General features: G+C 64.8%; 20 protein-coding genes and 3 pseudogenes. 7 read left to right on the top strand and 16 right to left on the bottom strand.

Annotation, left to right across the window (positions count from 1 at the left end; all coding sequences use genetic code 11):
• The first annotated feature begins 172 nt into the window (after positions 1-172).
• The gene (locus QIY50_23170) at positions 173-787 is read left to right on the top strand and encodes a LysE family translocator (GenBank protein ID WGV20158.1); all 615 of its coding nucleotides are present in this window, start codon (positions 173-175) and stop codon (positions 785-787) included.
• On the opposite strand, the gene QIY50_23165 is transcribed toward QIY50_23170, so the two are convergent.
• The gene (locus QIY50_23165) at positions 735-1,460 is read right to left on the bottom strand and encodes a metallophosphoesterase (protein ID WGV20157.1); all 726 of its coding nucleotides are present in this window, start codon (positions 1,458-1,460) and stop codon (positions 735-737) included. The two genes, QIY50_23170 and QIY50_23165, sit on opposite strands and share 53 nt — an antisense overlap.
• Positions 1,461-1,534: 74 nt before the next feature.
• Here QIY50_23165 and QIY50_23160 point away from each other — a divergent pair, with 74 nt between their 5' ends.
• From QIY50_23160 to QIY50_23150, 3 genes are all read left to right on the top strand, one after another.
• A complete protein-coding gene (locus tag QIY50_23160) occupies positions 1,535-2,050 on the top strand; it encodes a DUF3016 domain-containing protein (protein ID WGV20156.1) in 516 nt (171 codons plus the stop codon).
• A 75-nt stretch (positions 2,051-2,125) separates the two neighbouring features.
• The gene (locus tag QIY50_23155; protein WGV20155.1) at positions 2,126-2,869 is read left to right on the top strand and encodes a carbon-nitrogen hydrolase family protein; all 744 of its coding nucleotides are present in this window, start codon (positions 2,126-2,128) and stop codon (positions 2,867-2,869) included.
• Positions 2,866-3,108 (top strand): hypothetical protein, encoded by a 243-nt coding sequence (locus tag QIY50_23150; GenBank protein WGV20154.1) that lies wholly within the window; start codon positions 2,866-2,868, stop codon positions 3,106-3,108. Before QIY50_23155 ends, QIY50_23150 begins: the two co-directional genes overlap by 4 nt.
• Positions 3,109-3,111: 3 nt before the next feature.
• Here the strand turns inward: QIY50_23150 and QIY50_23145 are convergent, their stop codons facing one another.
• The 8 genes and pseudogenes from QIY50_23145 to QIY50_23110 form a co-directional block, all read right to left on the bottom strand.
• Positions 3,112-3,612, bottom strand: coding sequence for a methylated-DNA--[protein]-cysteine S-methyltransferase (locus tag QIY50_23145; protein WGV20153.1), 501 nt, complete (start codon positions 3,610-3,612; stop codon positions 3,112-3,114).
• Between the two features lie 206 nt (positions 3,613-3,818).
• Positions 3,819-5,460: pseudogene (locus QIY50_23140) on the bottom strand (fatty acid--CoA ligase).
• A gap of 11 nt (positions 5,461-5,471) precedes the next feature.
• Positions 5,472-7,250, bottom strand: a complete 1,779-nt coding sequence (locus QIY50_23135; GenBank protein ID WGV20152.1) for an acyl-CoA dehydrogenase C-terminal domain-containing protein — start codon at positions 7,248-7,250, stop codon at positions 5,472-5,474.
• Positions 7,243-9,708, bottom strand: a complete 2,466-nt coding sequence (locus tag QIY50_23130) for an MMPL family transporter (protein ID WGV20151.1) — start codon at positions 9,706-9,708, stop codon at positions 7,243-7,245. Before QIY50_23130 ends, QIY50_23135 begins: the two co-directional genes overlap by 8 nt.
• Positions 9,709-9,723: 15 nt before the next feature.
• Entirely contained in the window at positions 9,724-10,719 is a 996-nt protein-coding gene (locus QIY50_23125) for a YCF48-related protein (protein ID WGV20150.1), read from the bottom strand.
• A 21-nt stretch (positions 10,720-10,740) separates the two neighbouring features.
• On the bottom strand, positions 10,741-12,099 hold the full coding sequence (locus tag QIY50_23120; protein ID WGV20149.1) for a DUF1329 domain-containing protein: 1,359 nt from the start codon (positions 12,097-12,099) through the stop codon (positions 10,741-10,743).
• A gap of 38 nt (positions 12,100-12,137) precedes the next feature.
• Complete coding sequence (locus QIY50_23115) at positions 12,138-14,093, bottom strand: DUF1302 domain-containing protein (GenBank protein WGV20148.1); 1,956 nt, start codon at positions 14,091-14,093, stop codon at positions 12,138-12,140.
• A 75-nt stretch (positions 14,094-14,168) separates the two neighbouring features.
• On the bottom strand, positions 14,169-14,747 hold the full coding sequence (locus QIY50_23110; GenBank protein ID WGV20147.1) for an alpha/beta hydrolase: 579 nt from the start codon (positions 14,745-14,747) through the stop codon (positions 14,169-14,171).
• Between the two features lie 221 nt (positions 14,748-14,968).
• On the opposite strand from QIY50_23110, the pseudogene QIY50_23105 reads away from it, so the two are divergent.
• Positions 14,969-15,981, top strand: a pseudogene (locus QIY50_23105) (AraC family transcriptional regulator).
• 142 nt (positions 15,982-16,123) lie between these two features.
• Here QIY50_23105 and QIY50_23100 read toward each other — a convergent pair.
• The 7 genes and pseudogenes from QIY50_23100 to QIY50_23070 form a co-directional block, all read right to left on the bottom strand.
• Entirely contained in the window at positions 16,124-17,134 is a 1,011-nt protein-coding gene (locus QIY50_23100) for a putative sulfate exporter family transporter (protein ID WGV20146.1), read from the bottom strand.
• Positions 17,131-17,457 carry a Rieske 2Fe-2S domain-containing protein gene (locus QIY50_23095; GenBank protein ID WGV20145.1) on the bottom strand — a complete coding sequence of 109 codons (327 nt, stop codon included), beginning with the start codon at positions 17,455-17,457 and terminating at the stop codon, positions 17,131-17,133. The genes QIY50_23100 and QIY50_23095 overlap by 4 nt, the downstream gene beginning before the upstream one ends.
• Positions 17,454-18,108 (bottom strand): annotated as a pseudogene (locus QIY50_23090) (DsbA family oxidoreductase). The gene QIY50_23095 and the pseudogene QIY50_23090 overlap by 4 nt, the downstream one beginning before the upstream one ends.
• Positions 18,105-19,418, bottom strand: a complete 1,314-nt coding sequence (locus QIY50_23085) for an MFS transporter (GenBank protein WGV20144.1) — start codon at positions 19,416-19,418, stop codon at positions 18,105-18,107. The pseudogene QIY50_23090 and the gene QIY50_23085 overlap by 4 nt, the downstream one beginning before the upstream one ends.
• A 187-nt stretch (positions 19,419-19,605) precedes the next feature.
• Positions 19,606-20,658, bottom strand: a complete 1,053-nt coding sequence (locus QIY50_23080) for a 3-keto-5-aminohexanoate cleavage protein (GenBank protein WGV20143.1) — start codon at positions 20,656-20,658, stop codon at positions 19,606-19,608.
• A 54-nt stretch (positions 20,659-20,712) separates the two neighbouring features.
• Complete coding sequence (locus QIY50_23075; protein WGV20142.1) at positions 20,713-21,561, bottom strand: TauD/TfdA family dioxygenase; 849 nt, start codon at positions 21,559-21,561, stop codon at positions 20,713-20,715.
• Between the two features lie 13 nt (positions 21,562-21,574).
• Positions 21,575-22,555, bottom strand: a complete 981-nt coding sequence (locus QIY50_23070; protein ID WGV20141.1) for a quinone oxidoreductase — start codon at positions 22,553-22,555, stop codon at positions 21,575-21,577.
• A 228-nt stretch (positions 22,556-22,783) separates the two neighbouring features.
• On the opposite strand from QIY50_23070, the gene QIY50_23065 reads away from it, so the two are divergent.
• Positions 22,784-22,990 carry a hypothetical protein gene (locus QIY50_23065; GenBank protein WGV20140.1) on the top strand — a complete coding sequence of 69 codons (207 nt, stop codon included), beginning with the start codon at positions 22,784-22,786 and terminating at the stop codon, positions 22,988-22,990.
• Between the two features lie 192 nt (positions 22,991-23,182).
• Positions 23,183-23,539: an osmotically-inducible lipoprotein OsmE gene (gene osmE / locus QIY50_23060; protein WGV20139.1), complete on the top strand. Its 357-nt coding sequence runs from the start codon at positions 23,183-23,185 to the stop codon at positions 23,537-23,539.
• The last annotated feature ends 1 nt before the right edge of the window (position 23,540 follow it).

Raw genomic sequence — 23,540 nt, 5'->3', positions numbered from 1 at the left:
GCAGCCCCAAATTCCCAGCTCCGCAGCAGATATTGCCGGGGCTGCTGCGCAGCCCATCGCGACACAAGGCCGATCCAGAGACCGAGCCAGCATTCGGGATTTGCAATATTCTTCAATACGCCTGCCTGGCCCGGCAGCAGACTGCGGTTTTTCCCTCAGAGCCGCCCCGCCCATGCAACAATTCCTGATCATCGCACTTGCCCACTTCCTCGCCCTGCTCTCACCCGGCCCGGACTTCTTCCTGGTCGCGCGCACCTCGGTCAGCAGTGGCTGGCGGGTTGCCAGCGGCGCCTGCCTGGGCATCGCCCTGGCCAATGGCCTGTTCATCGCCATGGCTTTCACCGGGCTTTCGGTACTACAGGAAGGCAGCCTGCTGTTCACCCTTCTGCAACTGGCCGGCGCCGGCTACCTGCTGTACATCGGCACTCTGTTCCTGCGCCATGCCGGGCAAAACAGCCTGGGCTCCGTCGTTGGCGAGCAAACCGCCCAAGGGTGGTGGCGAGGATTGGGCATGGGGTTCCTGTCCGGCATCCTCAACCCCAAGAACGCGCTGTTCTATGCCAGCCTGGTCAGCATGGTCGCCAACGCCAGCATTGGCTGGAAGGCAACCTACGCCCTGTGGATGTTCAGCATCGTGCTGCTGTGGGACCTGCTGGTAGCGGTGGCCATCGGCAACCCGCTGGTGCTGCGGCGCTTCGCTCGCTGTCTGCCGTGGCTGGAGCGGGCCTCGGGGGTCATGCTGGTGCTATTGGCTGCGGCGCTATTGTTTCACCTGGCCTGGGGCTGACCAGTTGCAGGGTCCGCATGTCCATCAAGGTGAAATGGCCGCTGGCCCAGCCCCCGGTGTCCAGGTGCCAGACGTTGCCCAGCAGCTTGGCTTCCAGCACCGGCGTATGGCCCACCAACAAGGCTCGCAGGCCCTGCACGGGCTGGGTATCGCCTACTTTCAGCCGCCGCCGTGACCATTGGCACACTTCCCTTACCTTGGGGTCGTCATCCAGCTCCAGCCAGGTCCTCAGCACCGTCCAATCGGCATAGGGGCTGTCGGCGTGCAGCAGGCCTACCAGGCCCGCCGCACTTTCAACCTCTATCGCAATCGGCAACTGCTCGAAGCGCTCCACGAAACGCAACTGCCGGGTCCGCGGCAGGTCGAGAAACCAGCCACCGCCAGCGGCGCGATACATGTCCAGGTCGAGCCGCCCGCCACGTACCCGGGTAATTGCCAGGGCCTCATGATTACCCTGTACGGCATGGAACCAGGGCTGCGCCAGCCATTCCAGCGCCGCCTCGCTGTCCGGGCCACGGTCGACCAGGTCACCCACGCTGAACAGCCGGTCCACGGCCGGATCAAACCCCACCGCACCCAGGCATTGCTGCAGGCGCTGGAAGTGACCATGGATATCGCCCACCGCCAGGTCACGTCCCCGCAGATTGGCGATCAGACGCCGAAACCGTGCCATTGCAATCTTCCTCTGCTGTAGCGCCATGCCAGGGGTAAAATGGAAGCACACGCAATCTGCCCCGGAGGTGCATCATGCGTACTGCCCTCGTGTGTGCCGTGCTGATGGCGCTGTCACTGGACAGCATGGCACAAGGTACCCCGGCCGCGCAGGTCGAGGTGCGTTTCGACCACCCGGAAAAATTCCGCGATGCAAGCCTCGACAGCCACGGCTACGAGCGTGGCGCCGACGCCTATGTAATGAACACCCTGGCCCAATACCTGCAGAAGCTTGGCCAACGCTACCTGCAACCCGGCCAGCAACTGCTCATCGACATCCGCGACATCGACCTGGCCGGGCGCTTCGAGCCCTGGCACAGCCAGGCCTACGATGTACGCTTCATGCGCGAAATCACCTGGCCGACCATCGACCTCAGCTACACCCTCAGCCAACCGGGCAAACCCGACCAGCAGGCGCAGGAGCGGGTCAGCGACAAGATGTACCTCAGCCGCCCGGGCCGGGTCGCCAGTAGCAGCGACCGCCTGTATGCCGAGAAGGCCATGCTCAACGACTGGTTCCGCCAGCGCTTCGCCGCCCATCCGGCATCCTGAAAATCCCTTCACTGGAACAGGTGTTGCTGCCGGTAGTATGCTCGGCTCTTCAACCTGTACCAGGGAAGGGTTTTCATGAAACTGTGCGCCGTGCAACTGGCGTCGCTCAAGGGCGATGTACACGCCAACCTCCAACGCCACCTGGCCTGCATCGAGCAAGCCGCGGCCCTGGGCGCCGAACTGGTGGTGTTCCCCGAACTGTCGCTGAGCGGCTATGAGCCAAGCATCGCGCGCCAGGCCGCCCTGCCAGTCAGTTCGGCGCAACTGGACCCGTTGCAGGCAGCCTGCGACCGGTTGGGTATCACTGCCGCCGTCGGCCTGCCACTGCCATCGCCCGATGGCATCCGCATTGGCATGCCGATCTTCAGCCCCGGGGCACCGCGCCAGGCCTATGCCAAACGGCGCCTGCATGATGATGAACTGCCTTGGTTCACCCCTGGCGACCAAGCCTTGCTGCTACAGGTGGGGACGCACCGGGTAGCGCCTGCAATCTGCTACGAATCGATGTTCATGGCGCATGCGGCCGCAGCGCGGGAACACGGTGCCGACCTGTACCTGGTCAGCGTGGCGAAAACTGCCAAGGGCATCCGCGAGGGGTACCTGCACTACCCCGAGGTGGCGCGCGAGCTGGGCATGCCGGTGTTGCTGGCCAACTGCGTGGGGCCGGCCGACACCTTCATTGGCGCCGGCGGCTCGGCGGCCTGGGACAGCCAGGGGCGCTTGCTGGCCAGCCTGGATGATCACAGCGAAGGGCTGATCGTGCTGGACACCGCCAACGCCAGTGCCATGGCGGTGCCCCTGGCCCCGCACCCGGCATGATCTATCTGTTCCTGGCGTTGCTGAGCTATGCCTGTACCTACTACCTGACGGGCCTGCTGATTCAGGGGCAACTGGCCGAAATAGCCGAGGGTTTGCGCCACCGGCCTGATGCGCCGACACCCGGCGAGTATCTGCGTGCAGTCAAGCCACATGCGCGCCGGGCCCATCGGCAGTACACCCTGATGGCCGGCTCGGCGTTGGCCCTGCTGGTCTGCCTGGCCGCCAGCTGGTTCTGTTGACACCTACAGATCCAGTGCCAAGCTTTGCCGGCCCTCCAGCGCCAGCAGGTACTGCTTTGCCGCCAGGCCGCCAGCAAAGCCGGTCAGGCTGCCCGAAGCGCCGATCACCCGATGACACGGGGCGATGATCGAGATCGGGTTGCGGCCATTGGCGGCGCCTACCGCACGCACCGCGCTGGGGTTGCCGATCTGCCGGGCGATGTCGCTGTAGCTGCGGGTCTCACCGAACGGTATCGCCAACAGCGCGGCCCACACCTGGCGCTGGAATTGGGTGCCGGCAAAATCCAGCGCCAGTTCGAAACGCTGACGATTGCCGGCAAAGTACTCGCCGAGCTGGCGGGCGGTTTCCAGCAGCACCGGGCACTGGTCGTCACGGTGCATGGCGCCAAGGCGCACACGGTTTTCCCGCTCCTCTTCCCAGAGTACGGCAGCCAGGCACTCGCCACGTGCCACCAGGGTCAAGGTGCCGACGGGCGACTGCATTAAAGTGAATGCGCTGGACATAACAGGCTCCTGCCAGGTTGCGATCAATCTACTGTACGCATCCACAGCCCTGGCTGCATCCGCTTTCTTGCTCAGGTAATCGCGCAACCGGCCTGTGGGAGCGGGCGCGCCCGCGAACACCGGCGTAGGCGGTGCCATCCACCGCGTCGCCTGCTTCGCGGGCATGCCCGCTCCCACAGGTGTCCATCAGCCGGTTCTGCCAGCATTCAGAGAAATGCCTGCCGGATCCGTTTCTTGTCGATCTTGCCAACGCTGGTCTTGGGGATCTCGTCCACGCAACGCAGCTGCCGCGGTATCGCCCATTTGTTCAGGTGCCCGCTGTCGACAAACGGCTGCAGGTGCCCGGCCAATGCCGCCTGGTCGAACAGCATGCCGTCACGACGAACCACCAAGGCCAACGGTTGTTCACCCCCACTGCGGGTCCGGGATGCCTATCACTGCTACCGAAGCGACAGCCGGGTGCTGGCTGATCAGGTTCTCCAGCGCCACCGAGCTGACCCACTCGCCACCGGTCTTGATCACATCCTTGATCCGGTCACGAATCCGCAGCACACCCGCCGGGTCGATGCAGGCCAGGTCGCCGGTGTGCATCCAGCCCCCCAGCCACAACGCGGCGCCCTGCTCCGGTTCGTGCAGATAGCCCTGCGTCAGCCAAGGCGCACGCACCACGATCTCGCCCTGGCTTTCACCATCATGTGGCACATCATTGCCTTCAGCATCGACGATGCGCAGGTCTACCAGGGCAATCGGCACACCGGCATCGATACGCAGCGGCAGCTGCTGCGCCATGGGCAGTGCCAACAGCTCGGCGCTCAGGTGGGTGATGCTCAGCAGCGGGCAACTTTCCGACATGCCGTAGCCGCAGTGCACGCTGATACCACGCTCGCTGGCACGCTGCGCCAGGCCCAGGGTCAGGGCACTGCCGCCCAGCAGCATCTTCCAGCCGCGCAGGTCGCCGCACCGCCCTTCCTCGCTGTCCAGCATCATCTGCAGCACCGTGGGCACGCAATGGGAGAACGTGACGCCCTCGTCACGGTACAGACGCACCAGGCGATTGGGCTCGTAGCGCCCGGGGTAGACTTGCTTGATGCCCAGCGCCGTGGCCACGTAGGGCACGCCCCAGGCATGCACGTGGAACATGGGTGTGATAGGCATGTAGACGTCGCCGCTGCGTAGCAGCGGCACTTCGCCGCAGGCCGCCAGGGTGCCTTGCTCGACCAGGGTATGCAGCACCAGTTGCCGGTGGCTGAAGTACACGCCTTTGGGGTTGCCGGTGGTACCGCTGGTGTAGAACAGCGTGGCCAGCGAATGCTCGTCGAAATCGGCGAAGTCGAACTGTGGCTCGGCGGCCGCCAGCAACGCTTCGTACTCGCCGAGCAACGGCACGGCCTGCGCTGCGTGGCCGCCATCGCTGAGGCGGATGAAACCCTCGACCGTCGGCAACTCATCGCGTAGCTGCGCCATCAACGGCAGGAAGTCGTCATGCACCAGCACCAGGCAGTCCTCGGCATGGTTCATGGTGTAGCGCACCTGCTCGGTGGACAGCCGCACGTTAACCGTGTGCAGCACCGCGCCCAGCATCGGCACGGCAAAGAAGCACTCCAGCGCCCGGTGGCTGTCCCAGTCGAGCAAGGCTACCGTGTCACCTGGCTTGACCCCGGCGGCGGTCAGCACGTTGGCCAGCCGCTGGATGCGTTCGAGCAAGGTGGTGTAGGTGTAGCGCAGCTTGTCGGCGTAGACGATTTCCTGGTTGGGCTGGTAGCGCACGCCCGACAGCAGCAGGCGCTTGATCAGCAGCGGATAGGCGTAAGCCTGCTCCGCCGCGGGCATGATGCGAGTGGTGATCATGTCGGCGGCCTTCACAGTTGCCCGGCCTCGAGCAGGTACAGGCTGTCGCTACCGGCCTTCACACTGGCGCTCAGCGAATGAATGCGTGGCAGCAGGCGGGCAAAGTAGAAACGCGCGGTGCCCAGCTTGCTCAGGTGGAACGGCTCCGGAGCCGCATGACACTGGCAAACCAAGGCCATGCGTGCCCACAGGTAGGCGTAGAAGGTGTAGCCAAATACCTGAAGGTACTCCACCGCCGCGGCGCCCAGCTCACGCGGGTTGCCCTGGGCCCGATCGAGCAACCACGCGGTCAGTTCGTCCAGGTTGCGCACTGCAGCCAGCAGCGGCGCGCCGAACTCCGCGCACGCCGCGGGCAGCACCTCGGCAAAGGCAGTAATTTCGTGGGACACGCAGCGATACGCCTCGCCGCCATCGGCGAACAGTTTACGCCCCACCAGGTCGAGGGCCTGGATGCCATTGGTGCCTTCGTAGATCTGGGTGATGCGGCAGTCGCGGATCAGCTGCTCCTGGCCCCACTCACGGATATAGCCATGGCCACCCAGCACCTGTTGGCCGTGCACGGTGGTCTCCAGCCCCATGTCGGTGAGGAAGGCCTTGGCCACCGGCGTCAGTAGCGCGACCTTGGCCTCGGCTTGCGCGCGCGCGACCGGGGCCTCGCTGTACCTGGCCAGGTCCAGTTGCAGCGCCACATAGGTGGAAAAAGCCCGCCCGCCTTCGTTCAGCGCCTTCATGGTCAGCAGCATGCGCCGCACGTCCGGGTGGACGATGATCGGATCAGCACTCTGCCCAGGTGCTTCGGCGCCGCTCGGCGCACGGCCCTGCTGGCGATCACGGGCATAGGCGATAGCGCCCTGGTAGGAACGTTCGCCCAGGGCCAGGCCCTGGATACCCACACCCAGGCGCTCGTAGTTCATCATGGTGAACATGGCGTTGAGGCCCTTGTTCGGCTCGCCGACCAGGTAACCGAAGGCGCCGTCGAAGTTCATCACACAGGTGGCCGAGGCCTTGATGCCCATCTTGTGCTCGATCGAACCGCAACTCACTGCATTGGCCTCACCCAGCACGCCGTCAGCGTCGACCAGCACCTTGGGCACCAGAAACAGCGAAATGCCCTTGGCCCCGGCGGGTGCATCCGGTAGCCGCGCCAGCACCAGGTGGATGATGTTCTCGGTCAGGTCCTGCTCACCGCCAGTGATGAAGATCTTGGTCCCGCTGATGCGGTAGCGGCCATCGGCCACCGGCTCGGCGCGGGTGCGGATCAAGCCCAGGTCGGTGCCGGCGTGCGGCTCGGTCAGGCACATCGAACCGGTCCAGCGCCCTTGGTACATGGGCGGCAGGTACTGCGCCTTCAACGGCTCGCTGGCATGGTTGAGCAGCGCCAGGCAGGCCCCGGCGGTCAGCATCGGGTACAGGCCGAACGACAGGTTGGCGGCATTGAGCATTTCCTCAAGCTGGGCACCGATCACTTTCGGCATGCCCATGCCGCCGTACTCCGGGGCACCGGCCACGCCGACCCAGCCATCGGCGGCAAATGCCCGGTAAGCATCGGCGAAGCCATCGGGGGTACGCACCTTGCCGGCCTCCCAGCGGCAGCCTTGCTCGTCGCCACTGCGGTTGAGCGGCGCCACCACCTCGGCAATCAGCTTGCCGGCCTGTTCGAGCACCGCCCGGGCAGTTTCGCCATCGACCTGCTCGGCCAGGGCGGGCGTTTGCGCCCACCAGGCCGGGATGTCGAACACTTCGTTGAACAGAAAATCCATGTCGCGCAGTGGCGGAAGGTAATCAGACATGAGGCGAGCACTCGGTTTCTTGGGTTTGCGAAAGCGACGTGGCCTGGGCCTCGGCAGGCGCCGGGGCGGTCTGGCCACGCAGGAGGAAATGCGACAACGCCGGGATCAGCACCAGCGCGCCGAGCATGTTCCACAGGAACATGAAGGTCAGCAGCAGGCCCATGTCGGCCTGGAACTTGATCGGCGACCAGGCCCAGCCCACCACGCCGGCCGCCAAGGTGATGCCGACCAGCCCCACCACTCGGCCGGTGAAGGCCACGGCCTTCTGGTAGGCCTGGGCCAGGCTCAGCCCGGCGCGCTGGTAATGCAGCTGCACGCTGAGCAGGTACAGCGCGTAGTCCACGCCAATGCCAACGCCCAGGGCGATTACCGGCAGGGTGGCGACCTTCACGCCAATGCCCATGGCCACCATCAACGCCTCGCACAGCACCGAGGTGAGCATCAGTGGCAGGATCGCCACCAGCGTGGCGCGCCAGCTGCGGAAGGTGAACAGGCAGAACAGGGTGACCGCCAGGTACACCAGCAACAGCATGCGGTGGTTGGCCTCGCGGACCACCACATTGGTGGCGGCTTCGATACCGGCGCTACCGGCGGCCAGCAAGAACTGGTGGTCGGCGTTGCTGTTGGCCTGGGCAAAACGTTCGGCCACCGCGGCCACCTGGGCCAGGGTGTCGGCGCGGTGATCCTTGAGGTAGGCGATGACCGGCATCAGCGAGCAGTCGTTGTTGAACAGTTCCGGGGCGTTGACCGAGGCCTGCTGGGCGGCGTAGTTGAGCACGTCCTGGTTGCGCTGCAGGCTGTTCAGGCGCGGGTTGCCTTCGTAGGTGCCGGCGGTGATCTGGCGCACGGCGTTGGCCAGCGACACTGTGGTCTGCACCCCCGGCAATTGCTGCAGTTCCCAGGCCAGACGGTCGGCGAGGACCAGTGTCTGGTATTGCAGGCAGCCTTCCGGCGCGGTCTTGACCATCACCGCGAAGGTATCGCTGGACAGCGCGTAGTGCTGGGTGATGTAGGCGTTGTCGAGGTTGTAGCGCGAATCCGAGCGCAGCTCGGGGGCGCCGCTGTCGAGATCGCCGATTTTCAATTGCAGGCTGCCCCAGATGCCAAGGGCGCCCAGGGCCAGGGCCGCCAGCAGTGCGGCGCTGGCCCATTTGCGTTCGGTGAAGCGGTCGAGCAGGTCCCACAGTCGGCCAAAGCCACGGTGCTGCGCTGCGCGGGCGTCGATGTACAAGGCCCGCTCGGCCGCCTTGCGGCCAACCCCTACATACGACAGCGCCACCGGCATCAACAGCAGCGAAGTGAAGATCAGTACGGCCACGCCGATGCTGGCGGTGATGGCCAGGTCCTGGATCACCGGGATGTCGATCAGCATCAGTACGGCAAAACCCACCGCATCGGCCAGCAGCGCAGTCACCCCGGCCACGAACAGGCGGCGGAAGGTATAGCGCGCGGCCACCTGGCGATGGGTGCCACGGCCGATGTCCTGAAGGATGCCGTTCATCTTCTGCGCCGCGTGGGATACGCCGATGGCGAAGATCAGGAACGGCACCAGGATCGAATACGGGTCGATGGCGTAGCCCAGCCAGGCGACGATGCCCAGCTGCCACACCACCGCAGTCAGCGAACACAGCACCACCAGCAAGGTGCTGCGCACGCAACGGGTATAGCAATAGATGATCAGCAGGCTGGTCAGCACCGCCAGGGCGAAGAACGCCATCACCTGGATCAGCCCGTCGATCAGGTCCCCCATCAGTTTGGCGAAGCCGATCACATGGATGCGGTACTGGCCGCTGGCCTGGTACTGGCTGCGCAGTTGTTCGAGCTTTTGCGAGAAGGCGTGGTAGTCGAGGCCTTTGCCGGTGGCCGAGTCCTGGTCGAGCAACGGCACGACCAGCATGCTCGACTTGAAGTCGCGCGCCACCAGGCTGCCGACGATGTTGGCGCGCTCGATGTTCTGCCGCAGTTGCTCAATGTCAGCCGCCGCGCCCTGGTAGCCGTCGGGCATCACCGGGCCGCCCTGGAAGCCCTCCTCGGTCACCTCGGTCCAGCGCACCGCCGGGCTCCACAGCGACTTCACCCAGGCCCGGTCCACGCCCTGGCTGAGGAACAGCTCGTCGTTGATGTGGCGCAGGGTCTGCAGGTAGCCGGGGTCGAAGATGTCGCCCTGGGTGTTCTCCACCACCACCCGCACTGCGTTGCCCAGGCCGCGCAGCGATGGGCGGTTTTCCAGGTAGTTCTGGATGTAGGGGTGGCTCTGCGGCAGCATCTTGTCGAAACTGGGGCGCAGCTCCAGGCGGGTCAGCGCCATGTAGCCCAGCACCAGGGTCGCCAGCAGCATGCACAGCAGGAACGGCAGGCGATGGTTGAACACCAGGCGCTCCAGGGCATTGCCTGAGCGTGGGTCGAAATCGTCGAGGTTGCGGATTACCGGCAGGGTGTCTTGGCGGGTAGCGGCCATCGGGGTCTTCTCTTGTTATGGGTGCAGCGTGGGGTTGCCAGGCTGGTTGCGCACGCCCCGCTCGCCGACCAGAACCAGGCCATTGCCGGTATCGGTGGCGAGCGCAGTCACCGGGCCACGGGCGCCTTGCGGCACCGGGCTGAAGCTGGCGCCGTCATCCCGGCTTAGCAGCAGGTCGCCAGCCTGACTGGCCAGCCACAGCTGGCCGTCACGGTCGACACCGGCGGCGGTGAGGCTGGTGTTCACACCAGTGCTGACCGGTTGCCACTGCCGGCCGCTATCGGTGCTGCGGTAGGCATGCCCACGCAGGCCGTAGACCAGCAGCACACCGGGCTTGCCGACAGCACCGAACAGTGTGCCGGCGTAAGGTGTTTCGACGCGGCTGAAGCGTTCGCCGTCCTGCTTCAGCAGCAGGCCTTGCTCGCCGGTGATGTACAGCTCGTCACCCACTGCGGCCAGGCTGGTCAGGTGCAGGCCTTGCGGGTTATCGCTGTGGTCGAGCCAAGGCTGCCAGTGCTCGCCGCCGTCAACGGTGCGCAACAGCAGGTTGAACACGCCGACCGCATAGCCATTGCGGGCATCGCTGAACCACACGTCGAGCAAGGCATTGTCGCTGCCCGTACCCGGCAGTTGTTCAGCCAGCACCCGGCCATCGAGCTGCTTCTGCCAGTGCACTCCGCCATCGCGGCTGTGCAGCACCACGCCATCGTGGCCAACTGCCCAGCCCAGTTCAGGCGTAGCAAAGCTCACGGCATTCAGGTCGGCACTGACCGGCACCTGGGCCTGCTGCCAGTGCACGCCGTGGTCGTCGGAGTACAGGATGTGCCCACGTGGGCCAACCGCGACCAGGCGCTGCCCGGCCAGGGTTACATCGCGCAAGGCGCTGCTGGCGACCAGGGCGCTGGGCATCGCGGGCAAGTCCAGCACATCGGTGAAGGGTGCCGCGTGAGCCGCGCCCTGCAGCGCGGCCAAGGCCAGAACTACCACGCTGCATCGTTTGAAGACAGACATTGCCACCTCTGCTGTGTGCGTTCAGCGAATGCCGTTGCCGGCCAGCGACTCGGGCGACCATTGGGTTTTCGACAGCGGGTCGATGTAGCGGATGCCGCCGTAGGCTCCGACCACGCCATTGAGGTTGTAGGTGCCGCCGATCAGGTCGTAGATCATGAACGGCGTGGCGTCGGGGGTCTGTTTGTCGTAGCTCTGGGTGAGGAAGGCGAACGAGCCGCGGTACAACTGGCCGCGCGCGTCGTACTGGTCCGAAGCCAGGGCGATCCAGCTATCTTCGTCGAGGTAGAAGCGGCGCTTGTGGTAGATGTGCCGCGCGCCGTCCTTGAGCTTGCCTTCCACCACCCACACCCGGTGCTTCTCCCAGCGCACGAACTGCGGCGCCAGGTGGTTGGGTGTGATCACCTGCTTGACGTCGGTGTTGTAGGTGAGCTGGTAAGTGTTGTATGGCACGTACATTTCCTGTTTGCCGACCAGGGTCCAGTCGTAGCGGTCCAGCGCGCCGTTGAAGACGAACACGTCATCGTAGGTACCCGAACCCGAGGTGCCCGGGTTGGGCGTGTCGTAGGCCAGGTTCGGTGCCAGCTTGACCCGGCGCTGGCCCGGCAGGTACTGCCAGGCGCTGCGTGGCTGCACCAGCGGGTTGGCAGCATCGCGCAGCATCATCGCTTCGCCGGCACGGCGGGCGGGCCCGGTGTACACCAGCTTCATCTGGTAGTAGGTGTCCTTGGCGCCAATCGGCTTGGCCATGTCCTCGTAGATCGGGTAGCTGATATTGGCCTGGCCGGTGGTCGACAGCGATGGCTTGCCGGCGGCATCGACGTTCCACGAGTCGTACTTGGCGGTCATGCTCACGCCCTGGTAGCGCAGCAGGAAGTTCCACATGGCCTCGGCACCGTTCTGCGGAATCGGGAACGGGATGCCCGGCAGCACGTTGTCCACCGCGGTGCCACCCTCCTTGCTGTTGGCTGCCGTGGCGTTCTTGCGGGTGTTGTCGAGTACTGCTTGCGGCAGCGCCACGCTACGGTGGGTCGGGTACACATCGACGCGGTAGCTGGGGTAGCGCTTGAGCAGTTCCAGGGTGGTGGCAGTCAGCTGGCTCTTGTACTGCTCGGCGTTGCTGGCATCAATGACCAGCAGCGGCTTGTCGCTGGCGAACGGGTCTGGGCGCATGCTGGCGCCGCTCTGGTAGCTGGCTGGCGGGGTCTGCAGGCCGCCCTGGTAGGCCGGGATCGAGCCATCGGCATTGCCGGCCTTTTCCGCGCCGATGGCAGTCAGGCTGCTGCCCAGGCGCGCGGCCTGGTCAGTGGAGACGGCGGCCTGGGCAGCGTTCAGCGCGGCCAGTGACAGGCACGAGGCCAGCAGGGTACGTACGAAATTCATGATGGTTGTCTTCCTGTGTAGGCTGTAGGAAACATGACTCAGAAGGTCGTCTTGACGGTCAGGTACAGGGCGCCACGGTCCTCGGTGGTGGCACCACCGCCGGAGAAGGAGGCATAACCGCCGCCGTAGCAGGTGTAATCCTGTTCGCCGTCCAGGGCGTTGGGGGTGCTGCCGTCGGTCTGGCCGTCCTTGCAGGCCTTGGTCTCACCGAAACTGTCGACGTACTTGAGGTCGACGAAGTACTGGTTGTAGATCGCGGCGCTCACACCCACCGCATAGTTGCCGGTGTTCTCGGCGCCGCCGCCCTGCACCGGCGACACGCCGTCGAGGCCGACGTTTACCGACAGCGGCATGCTCAGGTCCATGCCCGGCAGCACCTGGTACCAGGTCGGGGTGAAGTTGACAGCGATGCCCCAGTTGTCGCGGGTGGCCTTGTCGATGCCGTGGTAGCTGCTCTTGCCCTTGTACAAGGCCTCGTTGTGGCTATCGAGCTTGAGCAGGTTGCTGTAGAACAGTTCGCCAAGCAGGGTTGCCGAATCGAACAGCGGCGTATCGCCAATGGTCATCAGGCCGTTCAAGGTCCAGTGCAGGGTATCGCCGGTGGCGCTCAGGCTGTCGCCATCCTTGGGCACGTCATAGATCACGCCGCTGGCGGGCAGGCGTGCCGGCAGCAGGCCGAAGCCGCCGCCCAGGCCACCCTGGCCGGGGGCGCTGACGATTGCCGGGATGCTCGCAAGCGGCATGTTGTGGCGGATGTTCAGGTCACTGCCGACACTGATGCCGCCTACATCCTTGGACAGGCTCAGGCCATAGATGTCGATGTCGTCGGAATAGGCGAACTGGTAAGTCGTGCTTTGCAGCGAGTTGTACAGGTTGCCGACCGCACCCTGGCGGCTGCCCGGCGGGTTGCCGAACGGGCCGTTGGCGACGGTCATGCCGCGCGTGTCGAGCCAGGCCTGCGGGAGGATCTCGGAAGTTTTGCGGTAGTAGAAACCGAGGGTGCCGCCGAGCCATTCGGGTGACCATTTGGCCATGATGCCCCAGTCGCCACTCTTGCCCGGTTTCAGGTCGTGGCCACGGCGGATGGTGGTCAGCGCGCCGCGTACCGGGATCAACCCTGGGGTACCGGTGTGGCCGAGCAGGAAGCTTTGGGCGCCCTCGCCTACCACGTCCGAGCCACCGTAGTAGGTTCCGGCTTCGGGCAAGCGGGCGGCGTCCCAGTCGAAGAAGTACTGGGCGCCCAGGGTCAGTTCAGAGTTGACCAGGAACGAGGTCGACAGCTGGTTGCGCGGCACGAACAGCTCCTTCGCCTCGGTGCCCGGCGAGGCGGCCAGCTTGGCCAGGTCGAGGCCCGACTGGCCATAGCTCAACGAGTGCACCGGGTTGAGCAGGGTTTCGCCCCAGAACAGATTGTGCTGGCCGAGCTTGGCACTGACCTGCGAGGCCTCGCCGACTTCACGGCTGAAGAACACGAAGGCATCCAGCACTTCACCGGACGGGCCGCTGTAGTATCGCTGGGCGTAGTTGCTCAGGTGCGGGCTGCCCAACGGCACACCGGTGCCGGGCAGGCCATTGAGGCTGGGGTTGATGCCGGACTGGTCACCGTTGCCGTTGACGAACGGATTGCTGTTCGAACCGGTGTTGTCGTAGGCCTTGTCGTACCAGCTGGCGGTGCTGACGCGGAACCCGGTGTTGCCCTGGTAGACCACGTCCAGTTCAGTCAGCAAGTCGACCCGGTTGGTGATGTTGGTACCCGCCTTGCGGAAGTTGTAGTCACCGTCGTTGCTGTTGGGCGTGCCCAGCATGCGCTTGTCGGCGCTTTCGGTGCGCACGCCATAGTTGTACTTGAGGGTGTTGTCGAAGCGCACGGCCCAGTTTTCATTGCCGGTATCGACTTCGAACGCCTGGGCAGCGGGCAGCGTGAGCAGGCCGATGGCGCAAGCGAGCAGGCAGCGCTGTGGTTTCACAGCACGGTGAATGCGGTGTTCTGGCATTACGATGGCTCCACGTATTGTTATTGTTTTTTACGCCGCTCGTCTTTTGCGAGCGTGGCTGGGGCGTCCATGCGCTTATTGCAGGTTGGGCTGGTCCAGTCGCTGGATGAAAACCTCGGCCTGCGGCCAAGGGCCAAAGCCGGAGGCCGGGTTGAGGTGGCCGACGGCCCCCAGTGCGACCAGTTCGCTCCCCCAGCCTTGAGCCAGGGTGCTGGCTGCGGCAAAGCTGGCCAGGTGATCGTTACTGCTGGCCGCGACAATGCTGGGAAACGGCAGCGGCTGCTGGGGTAATGGCGTCCAGCCGTGCTCGGCCAGGCTGGCCGGGCTTGGGTAGTGGGCCGGCCATTGCGCGTTCAGGTCGGGTGGCGCCGCCAGCAATGCCCCCTTGATCGGCCGCCTGTGGCGCGCCGCCCAGTGGGCGACCATCAGTACGCCGGCGCTGTGCGCCACCAGAATCACTTCACCCTCGATCTGGTCCAGTTCGCGCTGGATCGCCCCGACCCGGGCCATGCAGCACAGGCCGTCGACCTGCAGCGGCGGTACGCTGCGCACCTTGGCCAGGCGGCTTGCGAGCAGGGTCTGCCAGTGCTCGGCGACATGGTCGCGCAGGCCGGGGACGATCAGCACGGTGGCAGCGGTTTGCAGTTTTTCCACGGTGAACCTCGTGTGCGGTGTAGCTCTTGAGGTCCACAGTAAACAGCCCACCCACCGGGTGCTTCACATTGGGCGTCAAGGGCTTTTCATTTGATGACAATGGCCAACACAGGGCTTTGCTTTTCAATTCATGACACGCAGGCTATAAAACCAATCAGCCGCTCGCTTTTTGCTCCTGCAAAAAGCAGCAGTTAGCCTGGAAAACATGGATAACAATAAAAATGCCTGCCCTGGTCCGTGCCGCCAGCTTGACCAATTACCTTGAAGTGTCCCGTCACCTGGGCCTCAATCCTCATGCGCTGTTGGCACAGGTTGGCCTTAGTGCCGCGTTGCTCGATGACCCCAACCGGCGCATCCCGGTTGCCAGCGTCATCACCTTGCTGGAGGCCTCCGCCAGCGCCACCCGTTGCGAAAGCTTCGGCCTGCGCATGGCCGAGTTGCGGCAACTGTCGGACTTTGGCGAAATCAGCCTGTTGCTCAGCCACCAACGCACCCTGCGCGATGCGCTGCAGGTGATCGTGCAGTACCGCCACCTGCTCAATGACGCCCTGGCCATTCATATCGAGGAAGCCGGCAAGACGGTGATCATTCGCGAGGAGGTGATCAACGAACGCGCGCCTTGCAGTCGCCAGGCCACCGAGTTGGCCATTGGCGTGATGATGCGCCTGTGCGCGGCGCTGCTGGGCGCCCACTGGCACCCGATCAGCGCCAATTTCACCCACGCGGCGCCTGCCGACCTGGCCACCCACCGGCGCATCTTCGGCTGCACGCTGGTGTGTTTGGCAGCGAGTTCAACGGCATCGTCTGCCCGGCCGCCGATCTCGACAGCGCCAGCCCGCAGGCCAACGAGGCCATGGCGCGTCTGGCGCAGCGCTATCTGGACAGCCTGCCGGCGGGCGGCACGCCGTCTTTGGAGCTGGAGTTGCGCAAGACCATCTACCTGCTGCTGCCCATGGGCCGCGCCACCATAGAGCAGGTGGCGCAGACCCAGGGCATGAACGTGCGCACCCTGCAGCGGCGCCTGGAAGAAAGCGGGTTGACCTTCAAGGACCTGATCAACAGCGTGCGCCGTGACCTGGTGATGCGCTACCTGGAAAACCCCGGCTATTCACTGGGGCGTATTGCCGACATGCTCGGTTACTCGATGCCCAGCTCGTTCACCCGCTGGTTCATCGCCCAGTTCGGCATGCCGCCGGCCAGCTGGCGGGCGCAGCGGAATGAGCAAGGGCTTTAGCCTTGAGTCATTTTGGTCCATTGGGGCTGCCATGCAGCCCATCGCCGGCAAGCCAGCTCCCACCCCGACCGCGCTGACCTCAGGCCATGCGCAGTACCTGTGGGAGCGGGCGCCGCGGAGTGTTGCAACCCACGCTCACTTTCTAAAGGCCCCAATGCATCAACGCCAGCACCAAAAGCACTAAAAACACGCTCTCCCCCACCATCAGCGCGATAGGTTTGAGCCCGACCGAGGCCAGCGCCTTGAGTTGGGTTTTCATGCCCAAGGCACTGATCGCCACCACCAGGCAGCCACGCGACAGGTCGTTGATGCCGCCCTGCACCGCGGCGGGCACCCAGCCGGTGCTGTTGACACACGCCAGCAGCAGAAAGCCGACCGCGAACCAGGGTAGCAAGGGCGGCCGCTGGCCACCGGCCTCAAGGCCCTGGCACCGAGTGATCATGGCCGCGCAGACGATGACCGGCAATAGCATGGCCACCCGCATCAGCTTGACCACGGTGGCGATGTCGCCGGTCTCGGTGGACATGCTGTAGCCGGCCCCCACCACCTGCGCCACGTCGTGGATGGTCGCACCGAGGAAGACCCCGGCCTGCGCCGGGGACAGGTGCAGCCACTGGGCAATCATCGGGTACAGGATCATCGCCAGGGTCGACAGCGCCGACACGCCGATCACGGTGAACAGCGTTGCATGCTCCTTGCGCGGGTGCTGGGGCAATGCGGCTGCCAGCGCCAGCGCCGCCGAGGCACCGCAAATGGCCGTGGCACCGCCGGTGAGCATGCCGAACAGCCGTGAAAACCCCAGGGCCTTGGCCACCACCACCGAAACCAGGATCGTCACCACCACCAGGGCCACGACCAAGGCCACGGGCTTCCAGCCCAGGCTGGCGATCTGGTCCAGGGTGATGCGCATGCCAAGCAGCGCCACCCCCAGGCGCAGTACCGTGCGGGCAGTGAACTCGATACCGGCCTTGCAGGGGCCGTCAACCGCGAGAAAGTTCAGCGCCATCCCCAGCAGCAGGGCAAACAGCATGACCGGCGCTGCGTAGTGCTCACTGAGGAAACTGGCGGCCGCGCCAACGACAAGGCTGACCACCACGCCCGGGGCAAGGGTGCGGATACGCTGATGGGTAGCGCTCAGTGCCAGTGTATTCATTGCCCCGCTTCCTCACTGTCAAACACGATGTAGACCTGCCCGCCCTGCTGCTCGACCGGGTAGCTGGCAACCTTCAAGGCCCTGGAACTGACCAGGTAACCGCTGGCCAGGTCAAAGCGCAGGCCATGCGCGCAACACTGGATGACACGGCCCTCCAGCCGCCCGCCGCACAACGACGCGCCCTGGTGCGGGCAGCTGTCTTCAATGGCATAGAGCGAGTCGGCAACGTTGAACAGCGCCACGCTGCGCCCTTCGCAGGACAACAGCACACGGCCGTCACGTTCCGGCACCTGATGAGGGGCCAGTGCAATACGCCGGCTCATGCCCTCTCAACCTCCTGCAGCGCTTCGGTCATGGCTGCAAACAGCACCTCGGCAGGCTGGGCACCCGCTAATGAGCGGCCCTTGATTGAAACGGAAACGCGGCACGGCACTGCCTGCGCGCCCTGCCCCACCGAGGAACGGGCTACCGTCGTCACGCAAGCAGTCGATTACCTGTACGGCGTCCAGCCCGCAACACTGCGCGATGTCGAGCAAGGTTCGGCTATCCCCCAGATCGCGCCCCTGGTGAAAATAGGCGATGAACAACTGTGCCAGCAGGGCTTCCAGCTGCGATGGTTCAAGCAACTGAGCAGCGCGTTGCAGCAGCCGATGGGCATTGCCGGTGTTTGGCATGCGGCGAATACGCGAGAAGTCGATGTCCTCGCCTACCACGCGGGCAGCGGCGCGCACCTGGGCCTGGCGCTCGCGCACGGCCTCCTCGCTGCCCAGGCGTTGCAGGTAAAAGGCATGGAACGGCTCGCCACTGGCGGGCAAGCCAGGCAACAACTGCCCACCTCGCCAATGCAGTTTTACCTGCACTTGCGGCTGTTCGCGCTGCAAGTACAAGAGGGCGGCCTGCAGGTGCCGCTGGCCAATCAGGCACCACGGGCAGACGAAATCGAAGAACACTTCGACGGACAAAAGCTGTTTCACGGTTTCATCTCCCGGGGCGCGGCAGCGTCGCCTGCCGGTGCATGCAGACGTTCCATGTCGCGGTGGTAATGGCGTTTGGCGAGGAAAAACACTGCCGCCGCACCAATGCTCATCAGCGGCACCAGTTGAAAGGCGGCATGCAGGCCAATCAGGTCGGAAACGCGCCCGGTGATCAGCGGCCCGGTGGCCAGGCCCAACAGGTTGTTGGCCAGGGTCAGGGTGGCGAACGCGGTGCCGTGTACCGCGGCGTGGGTGAGGTTGGCGACCATGGCACTGGACGGGCCGTTGGTGCCGGCGGCGATCATCATGCCCAGGCAGATCAGCACCAGTTGCGCGGTGCCGGCTGGCAACGCGAACGCGAGGGACAACAGTGCGCAACTGCCCAGGCAATAGGCAATGGCCAGGCTGATCTTGCGGTCCGGGCGCTGCCGCCCGAGGCGGTCGCAGAGCATCGCGCAGAGGATCATGCCGATGCCGCTGCACAACACGATGACGGCGGCAATCGCCCCGGCGCGGTCAGTGCCCATGGCGTAATAGCGGTTCAGGTAGCTGGGCATCCACACGATCACAGTGCCGCCGACGAACAGTTGCAGCCCGCTACCGACGTAGGCCGCAAGGACCGAACGGCTACTGTAAAGGGTGCGCAGCGGGCGGCCGGCACTGCCTTGCGCCTGCTGCGCGCATCGAGGCGCAATACGCGCCTCCTTGACAATCAGCGGGTATAACATCGCCAGCACCAGGCCGAACAGCGCCATGCCGGCAAATGCCCAGCGCCAGCCCAGGTGCTGGGCCAGCACACCGCCCAGGGCCATGCCCAGTACCGAGCCGAACATGCCGCCCGCCATGAAGGCACCGGCCAGGGTCGAGCGCATGTCGCGGGGGAACACGGCGACCACCACGGCAATGCCGACGCTGCCGTAGGCAGCCTCGCCGACTCCGACCAGAAACCGCGCGATGAACATTTGCGGGTAGTTTTCTGCCAGGGCGCAGCCGAGGGTGGCCAGGCTCCACAGAACTGCCATCAGCACCAGGCTGCGCACCCGGCCGAAGCGGTCGGCCAGCAGCGACAGCGGGAACGTAAGCAGGCCGACCATCAGCGCGACGATACCGCTGAGCAGGCCGAGCTGGCTGTCGCTCAAGGCCCATTCGCCCTTGAGCAGCGGGAAGACCGCATTGAGCACCTGGCGCGACATGTAGTCGGAGATCAACAGGCCGAAGGTCAGGGCAAAGACCACCCAGGCATAGCGCCGCGGGACGCTGTGGGCAGTGTCGGTGCCGGAATCTTCGGCACTGGCGAGGTAGGTGGCCATGTTGCCTCCTTGGGTGTGGGGCGTGAGGTTGTTCTTGTTGTTATGGGTTACAGCCAACATTCATGTTGCTTTTGCGGGCCTCTTCGCGGGCTCGCCCGCTCCCACAGGGACAGCGCGGACCTTTGGCCAGTGCCGCACCTGTGGGAGCGGGCATGCCCGCGAAGAGGCCGGGCCTGCCGTATCAGCATCAGCCGCGCTGCGGCACACCCTTCACACCAGGCTGGCGATTCGGTGCCATGCCGTTGGCCTTGAGGGTCTGCTCGATGCTGTCGTAATGCTGCCCGATGCGGTAGATGGCGCGAGCTTCCTTGCCGCTGGCAATCTCGCGGCCCAGCTCGTGGGCCACGCGCACGGTCTGCTGGATCTGCTGCACCGAGGTGAAGCGCTTGCCCTGCTGGTCGATGATGGTGTCTTCGTTGCCGCAGCGCGGGTGCAGGCCCATGGCCAGGGCCATGGTGTTGAACGGCAGCACGTTCTTGAGCAACGATTCGGCGGTCAGGGTGCAACCGTCCGGCGCGCGGTGGATGAAGTTGAAGAAGTTGAACGGGTTGGGCCCGTCGAAGCCGCCGCCAATGCCGATCCAGGTAAGGTTCAGCGGGCCCATGTAGTCACCGCGGCGGACGATGCGCTCGAGCGTCTCCAGGGCATGCATGCCGGTCAGCTGGAAATGCGGCTGGATGTTGCTGGCCTGCAGACGGCGCAGGTGTTCACGTACCCAGGCCGGGCCGGCCGGCACGGTCATTTCGCTGTAGGCGGCATGAATCGCCGGGCTGGCCAGCGAGGTGCCTTCCAGGTACTCGGGGTACAGCAGCTCCATGATGTTCATCTGCGTGGTGTTGATGGCCACGGTCACCTGGTCGGGGCGCGGCGTCAGCTCGGCGAGCATGTGCCGGGTGTCGTCCGACAGCCATTTGGCCGCCTCGCCTTCGCTTTCCGGGGCGAAGGAAATCGACCCGCCAACCTGGATGATCATGTCCGGCACCGCTTCGCGCACCCCGGCGATCAGCTCGTTGAACTTGGACAGGCGCTTGGAGCCCTTGCCGTCCAGTTCGCGCACGTGCAGGTGCAGTACGGTGGCACCGGCCTCATAGCAGTCGACAGCCTTCTGTACCTGCTCGTCCATCGTCAGGGGGATATCTTCAGGGAAGTCTTCGGGCATCCACTCCGGGCCATAGGGGGCCACGGTGATCACCACCTTTTCCATGTTTTCCGGGTGCAACGAATCGTCGAAGAATTGCATGCTGTAGTCCTCGCTATTGTTATTGTGCGGTTGCCGCCAGCGACGGCGACGAGCTCAGAACGTGGGGCTGCCCTTGATCCCGGCGCGCTCCATCTTGCGGTGGCACGGCGGGTAGTCCATGACGGCGTAGTGCTGGGTGCTGCGGTTGTCCCAGATCGCCACGCTGTTGGGCTTCCAGCGCCAGCGCACCTGGTACTCCGGCAGGTAGGCCTGGCTGATCAGGTAGCGCAGCAGGTCGCTGGCACCGGGGTTGGCGTCCTGCCCGAAGCGCACCCGCTGCGGGGTGTGGTAATTGCTGAAATGGGTGGTGAAAGCGTTGACGAACAGCACCTGCTCGCCGGTTTCCGGGTGGGTGCGCACCACCGGGTGCTCGGCATCGGGAAACTGCGCCTTCAGCGCCAGGCGCTTTTCCAGCGGCATGGCGGCGCCAAAGCTGGCCTCGATGCTGTGGCGGGCGCGCAAGCCTTCGATCCTGGCCTTTACATCGGCTGGCAGATTCTCGTAGGCCAAGACCATGTTCGCCCACATCGTGTCACCGCCCACGGGCGGGCATTCGATGCAGCGCAGCACACAGCCCATCGGTGGTGCCTCGCGCCAGGTGGCGTCGGTGTGCCAGGCATTTTCATAGCGGTCGTTGGGCTGGTCCGGGCGCTTGTAGATCTGCACCAGCCCAGGGTGTTCCGGGTCGCTGCCGGCCACCGGGTGGTCTTCCAGGTCGCCGAAGCGGCGGGCGAACGCCACGTGTTCGGCGCGGCTGAAGTGCTGATCACGCAGGAACAGCACACGGTGCCGGAGCAACTGCGCGCGAAGCTGGGCGAACAGGTCGTCGTCGTGGATCGCGTCGGCCAGGTTGACCCCACTTACCTCGGCACCGATCGCGCAAGTCAGTTGTTCGATGTGCATGCTGCTGCCCCCTTCAGATGAGGAAGATCGACGAGCCGGTGGTCTTGCGCGCTTCCAGGTCACGGTGGGCCTGGACGGCATCCTGCAGCGCGTAGTGCTGGTTGATCTCGATACGAATGCGCCCGCTACCGACGTGATCGAACAGCTCGCCGGCCAGGTCGGCCTTTTCCGCCGGGTCGGCGATGAAGTCGGCCAGTGCCGGGCGGGTGAGCTGCAACGAGCCCTTGATCGCCAGTAACTGCGGGTCGAACGGCGGAATGGTGCCCGACGCGGTACCGACGCAAACCATCAGGCCACGGCGCTTGAGCGAATCGAGCGAGCCCATGAAGGTGTTCTTGCCAACGCTGTCGAACACCACGTTCACGCCTACCCCGTCGGTCAGCTCACGCACCCGCGTGGGCACGTCCTCGACGCTGTAGTTGATGACGTGGTTGCAGCCATGGGCGCGAGCTACTTCGGCCTTGGCCTCGGTGGACACCGTGCCGATCACGTTCAGCCCCAGCAGCTGCGCCCACTGCGCAACGATCAGGCCAACCCCGCCAGCGGCAGCATGCAGCAGCACGCTGTCGCCAGGTTTGAAATCATGCAGCCGGCGCAGCAGGTAGGCAGAGGTCAGGCCGCGCATGGTCATGGCGGCGGCAGTTTCGAAGGCGATGGTATCCGGCAGCTTGATCAGCGCGGCGGCGGGGATCAGGCGCTCGGTGCAGTAAGCACCCAGGGTGTTGAGGAAACCGGTGTAGGTAACCCGGTCACCCACTGCCACCTGGGTCACACCCTCGCCCACCGCTTCTACCACGCCAGCCGCTTCCACACCGATGCCGTTGGGCAGCGGAATCGGGTAGGTGCCGTTGCGGAAATAGGTATCGGCATAGTTCAGGCCCACCGCCACCTGGCGCAAGCGCACCTGCCCCGGGCCGGGCTCGCCGACTTCGGCTTCCTCGTAGCGCAACACCTCGGGGCCACCGGTCTGATGGAAACGTACGACTTTGGACATGCTTGTCTCTCCAATCATCGATCTGGACGCATGGCGTCAGTTCTGGTGATTGGACTGTATGCCCTTGGTCGGCGGGGCGCTTCGCATCGGACGACAGCGAGTTTTCATTTGATGACAGCCTGGGCGATGACCTGCCGTTCACGAAAATCGCGTTTTCTTCATGAGTTTCCTTGATGCTTACCCATGCCCAGACTAATACTTAAATCTCTGCCTGGGGAGGCACGAAAAATGCAACCAAGATTCGTTATCGTTCCCGCTGTGCCAATCGAAAAGGAGTCGTTCCGCGTGGGTAGCCGCTATTACGCCGCTACTGTTTGTGGGGGATTCGACATTTACGACAACCAGGCGAAGGAGCGGCTCAAGCCCAGTTATCCCAGCAGGACGGCTGCGCAGGTGCAGTGTGAGCAGATGAACAAGCGCGGTGATGCAGGCTGATCGCGGGCGATAGCCATGGGAGCGGCTTTAGCCGCGAACACCGGCGAAGCCGGTGCCATGCACCGCGAAAGCCACTCCCAAAGACCGCTTGCGAACTCGGTTCTCTGCGCGACAGCGCAGCCCAAAGGGCTGGGTGATCTCCCAAGGCTTGCACAAGCTTTGAGAATGGGCGTCCTCTACTGGAGTACTGCCATGCACAAACTCTTCCACGCGCTGCTCCTTGCCCTGGCAGCGCTTTCAGCCTGCTCGTCCAATTCCGCGCTATACCACGACCAGCCGCTGGTGGCGAAAGTCGCCAATGGCATGAGCAGAGACCAGGTCATGCAAGTTGGCGGCAAACCCGATGCCGTGACCGAACGCACCGTTGTGCCCGGCACCTGCCTGGACTATATGCTGACCAAGGGCGAAAACCGGCAACCCTACAGCGTCAGCTTCGACGCCACCGGCAAAGTGGACAATACCGCTTTCATGACCTGCGCCGAGTGGAGCAATGCCCAGCGCCGGGCACGCCTGCCCAGCATGGGTGGCTCAAGCGGCTCGGGCTATTGAT

This window comes from Pseudomonas putida (genome assembly GCA_029953615.1).
Taxonomy (GTDB): domain Bacteria; phylum Pseudomonadota; class Gammaproteobacteria; order Pseudomonadales; family Pseudomonadaceae; genus Aquipseudomonas.
This window is presented reverse-complemented; position numbering and strand designations above follow the sequence as displayed.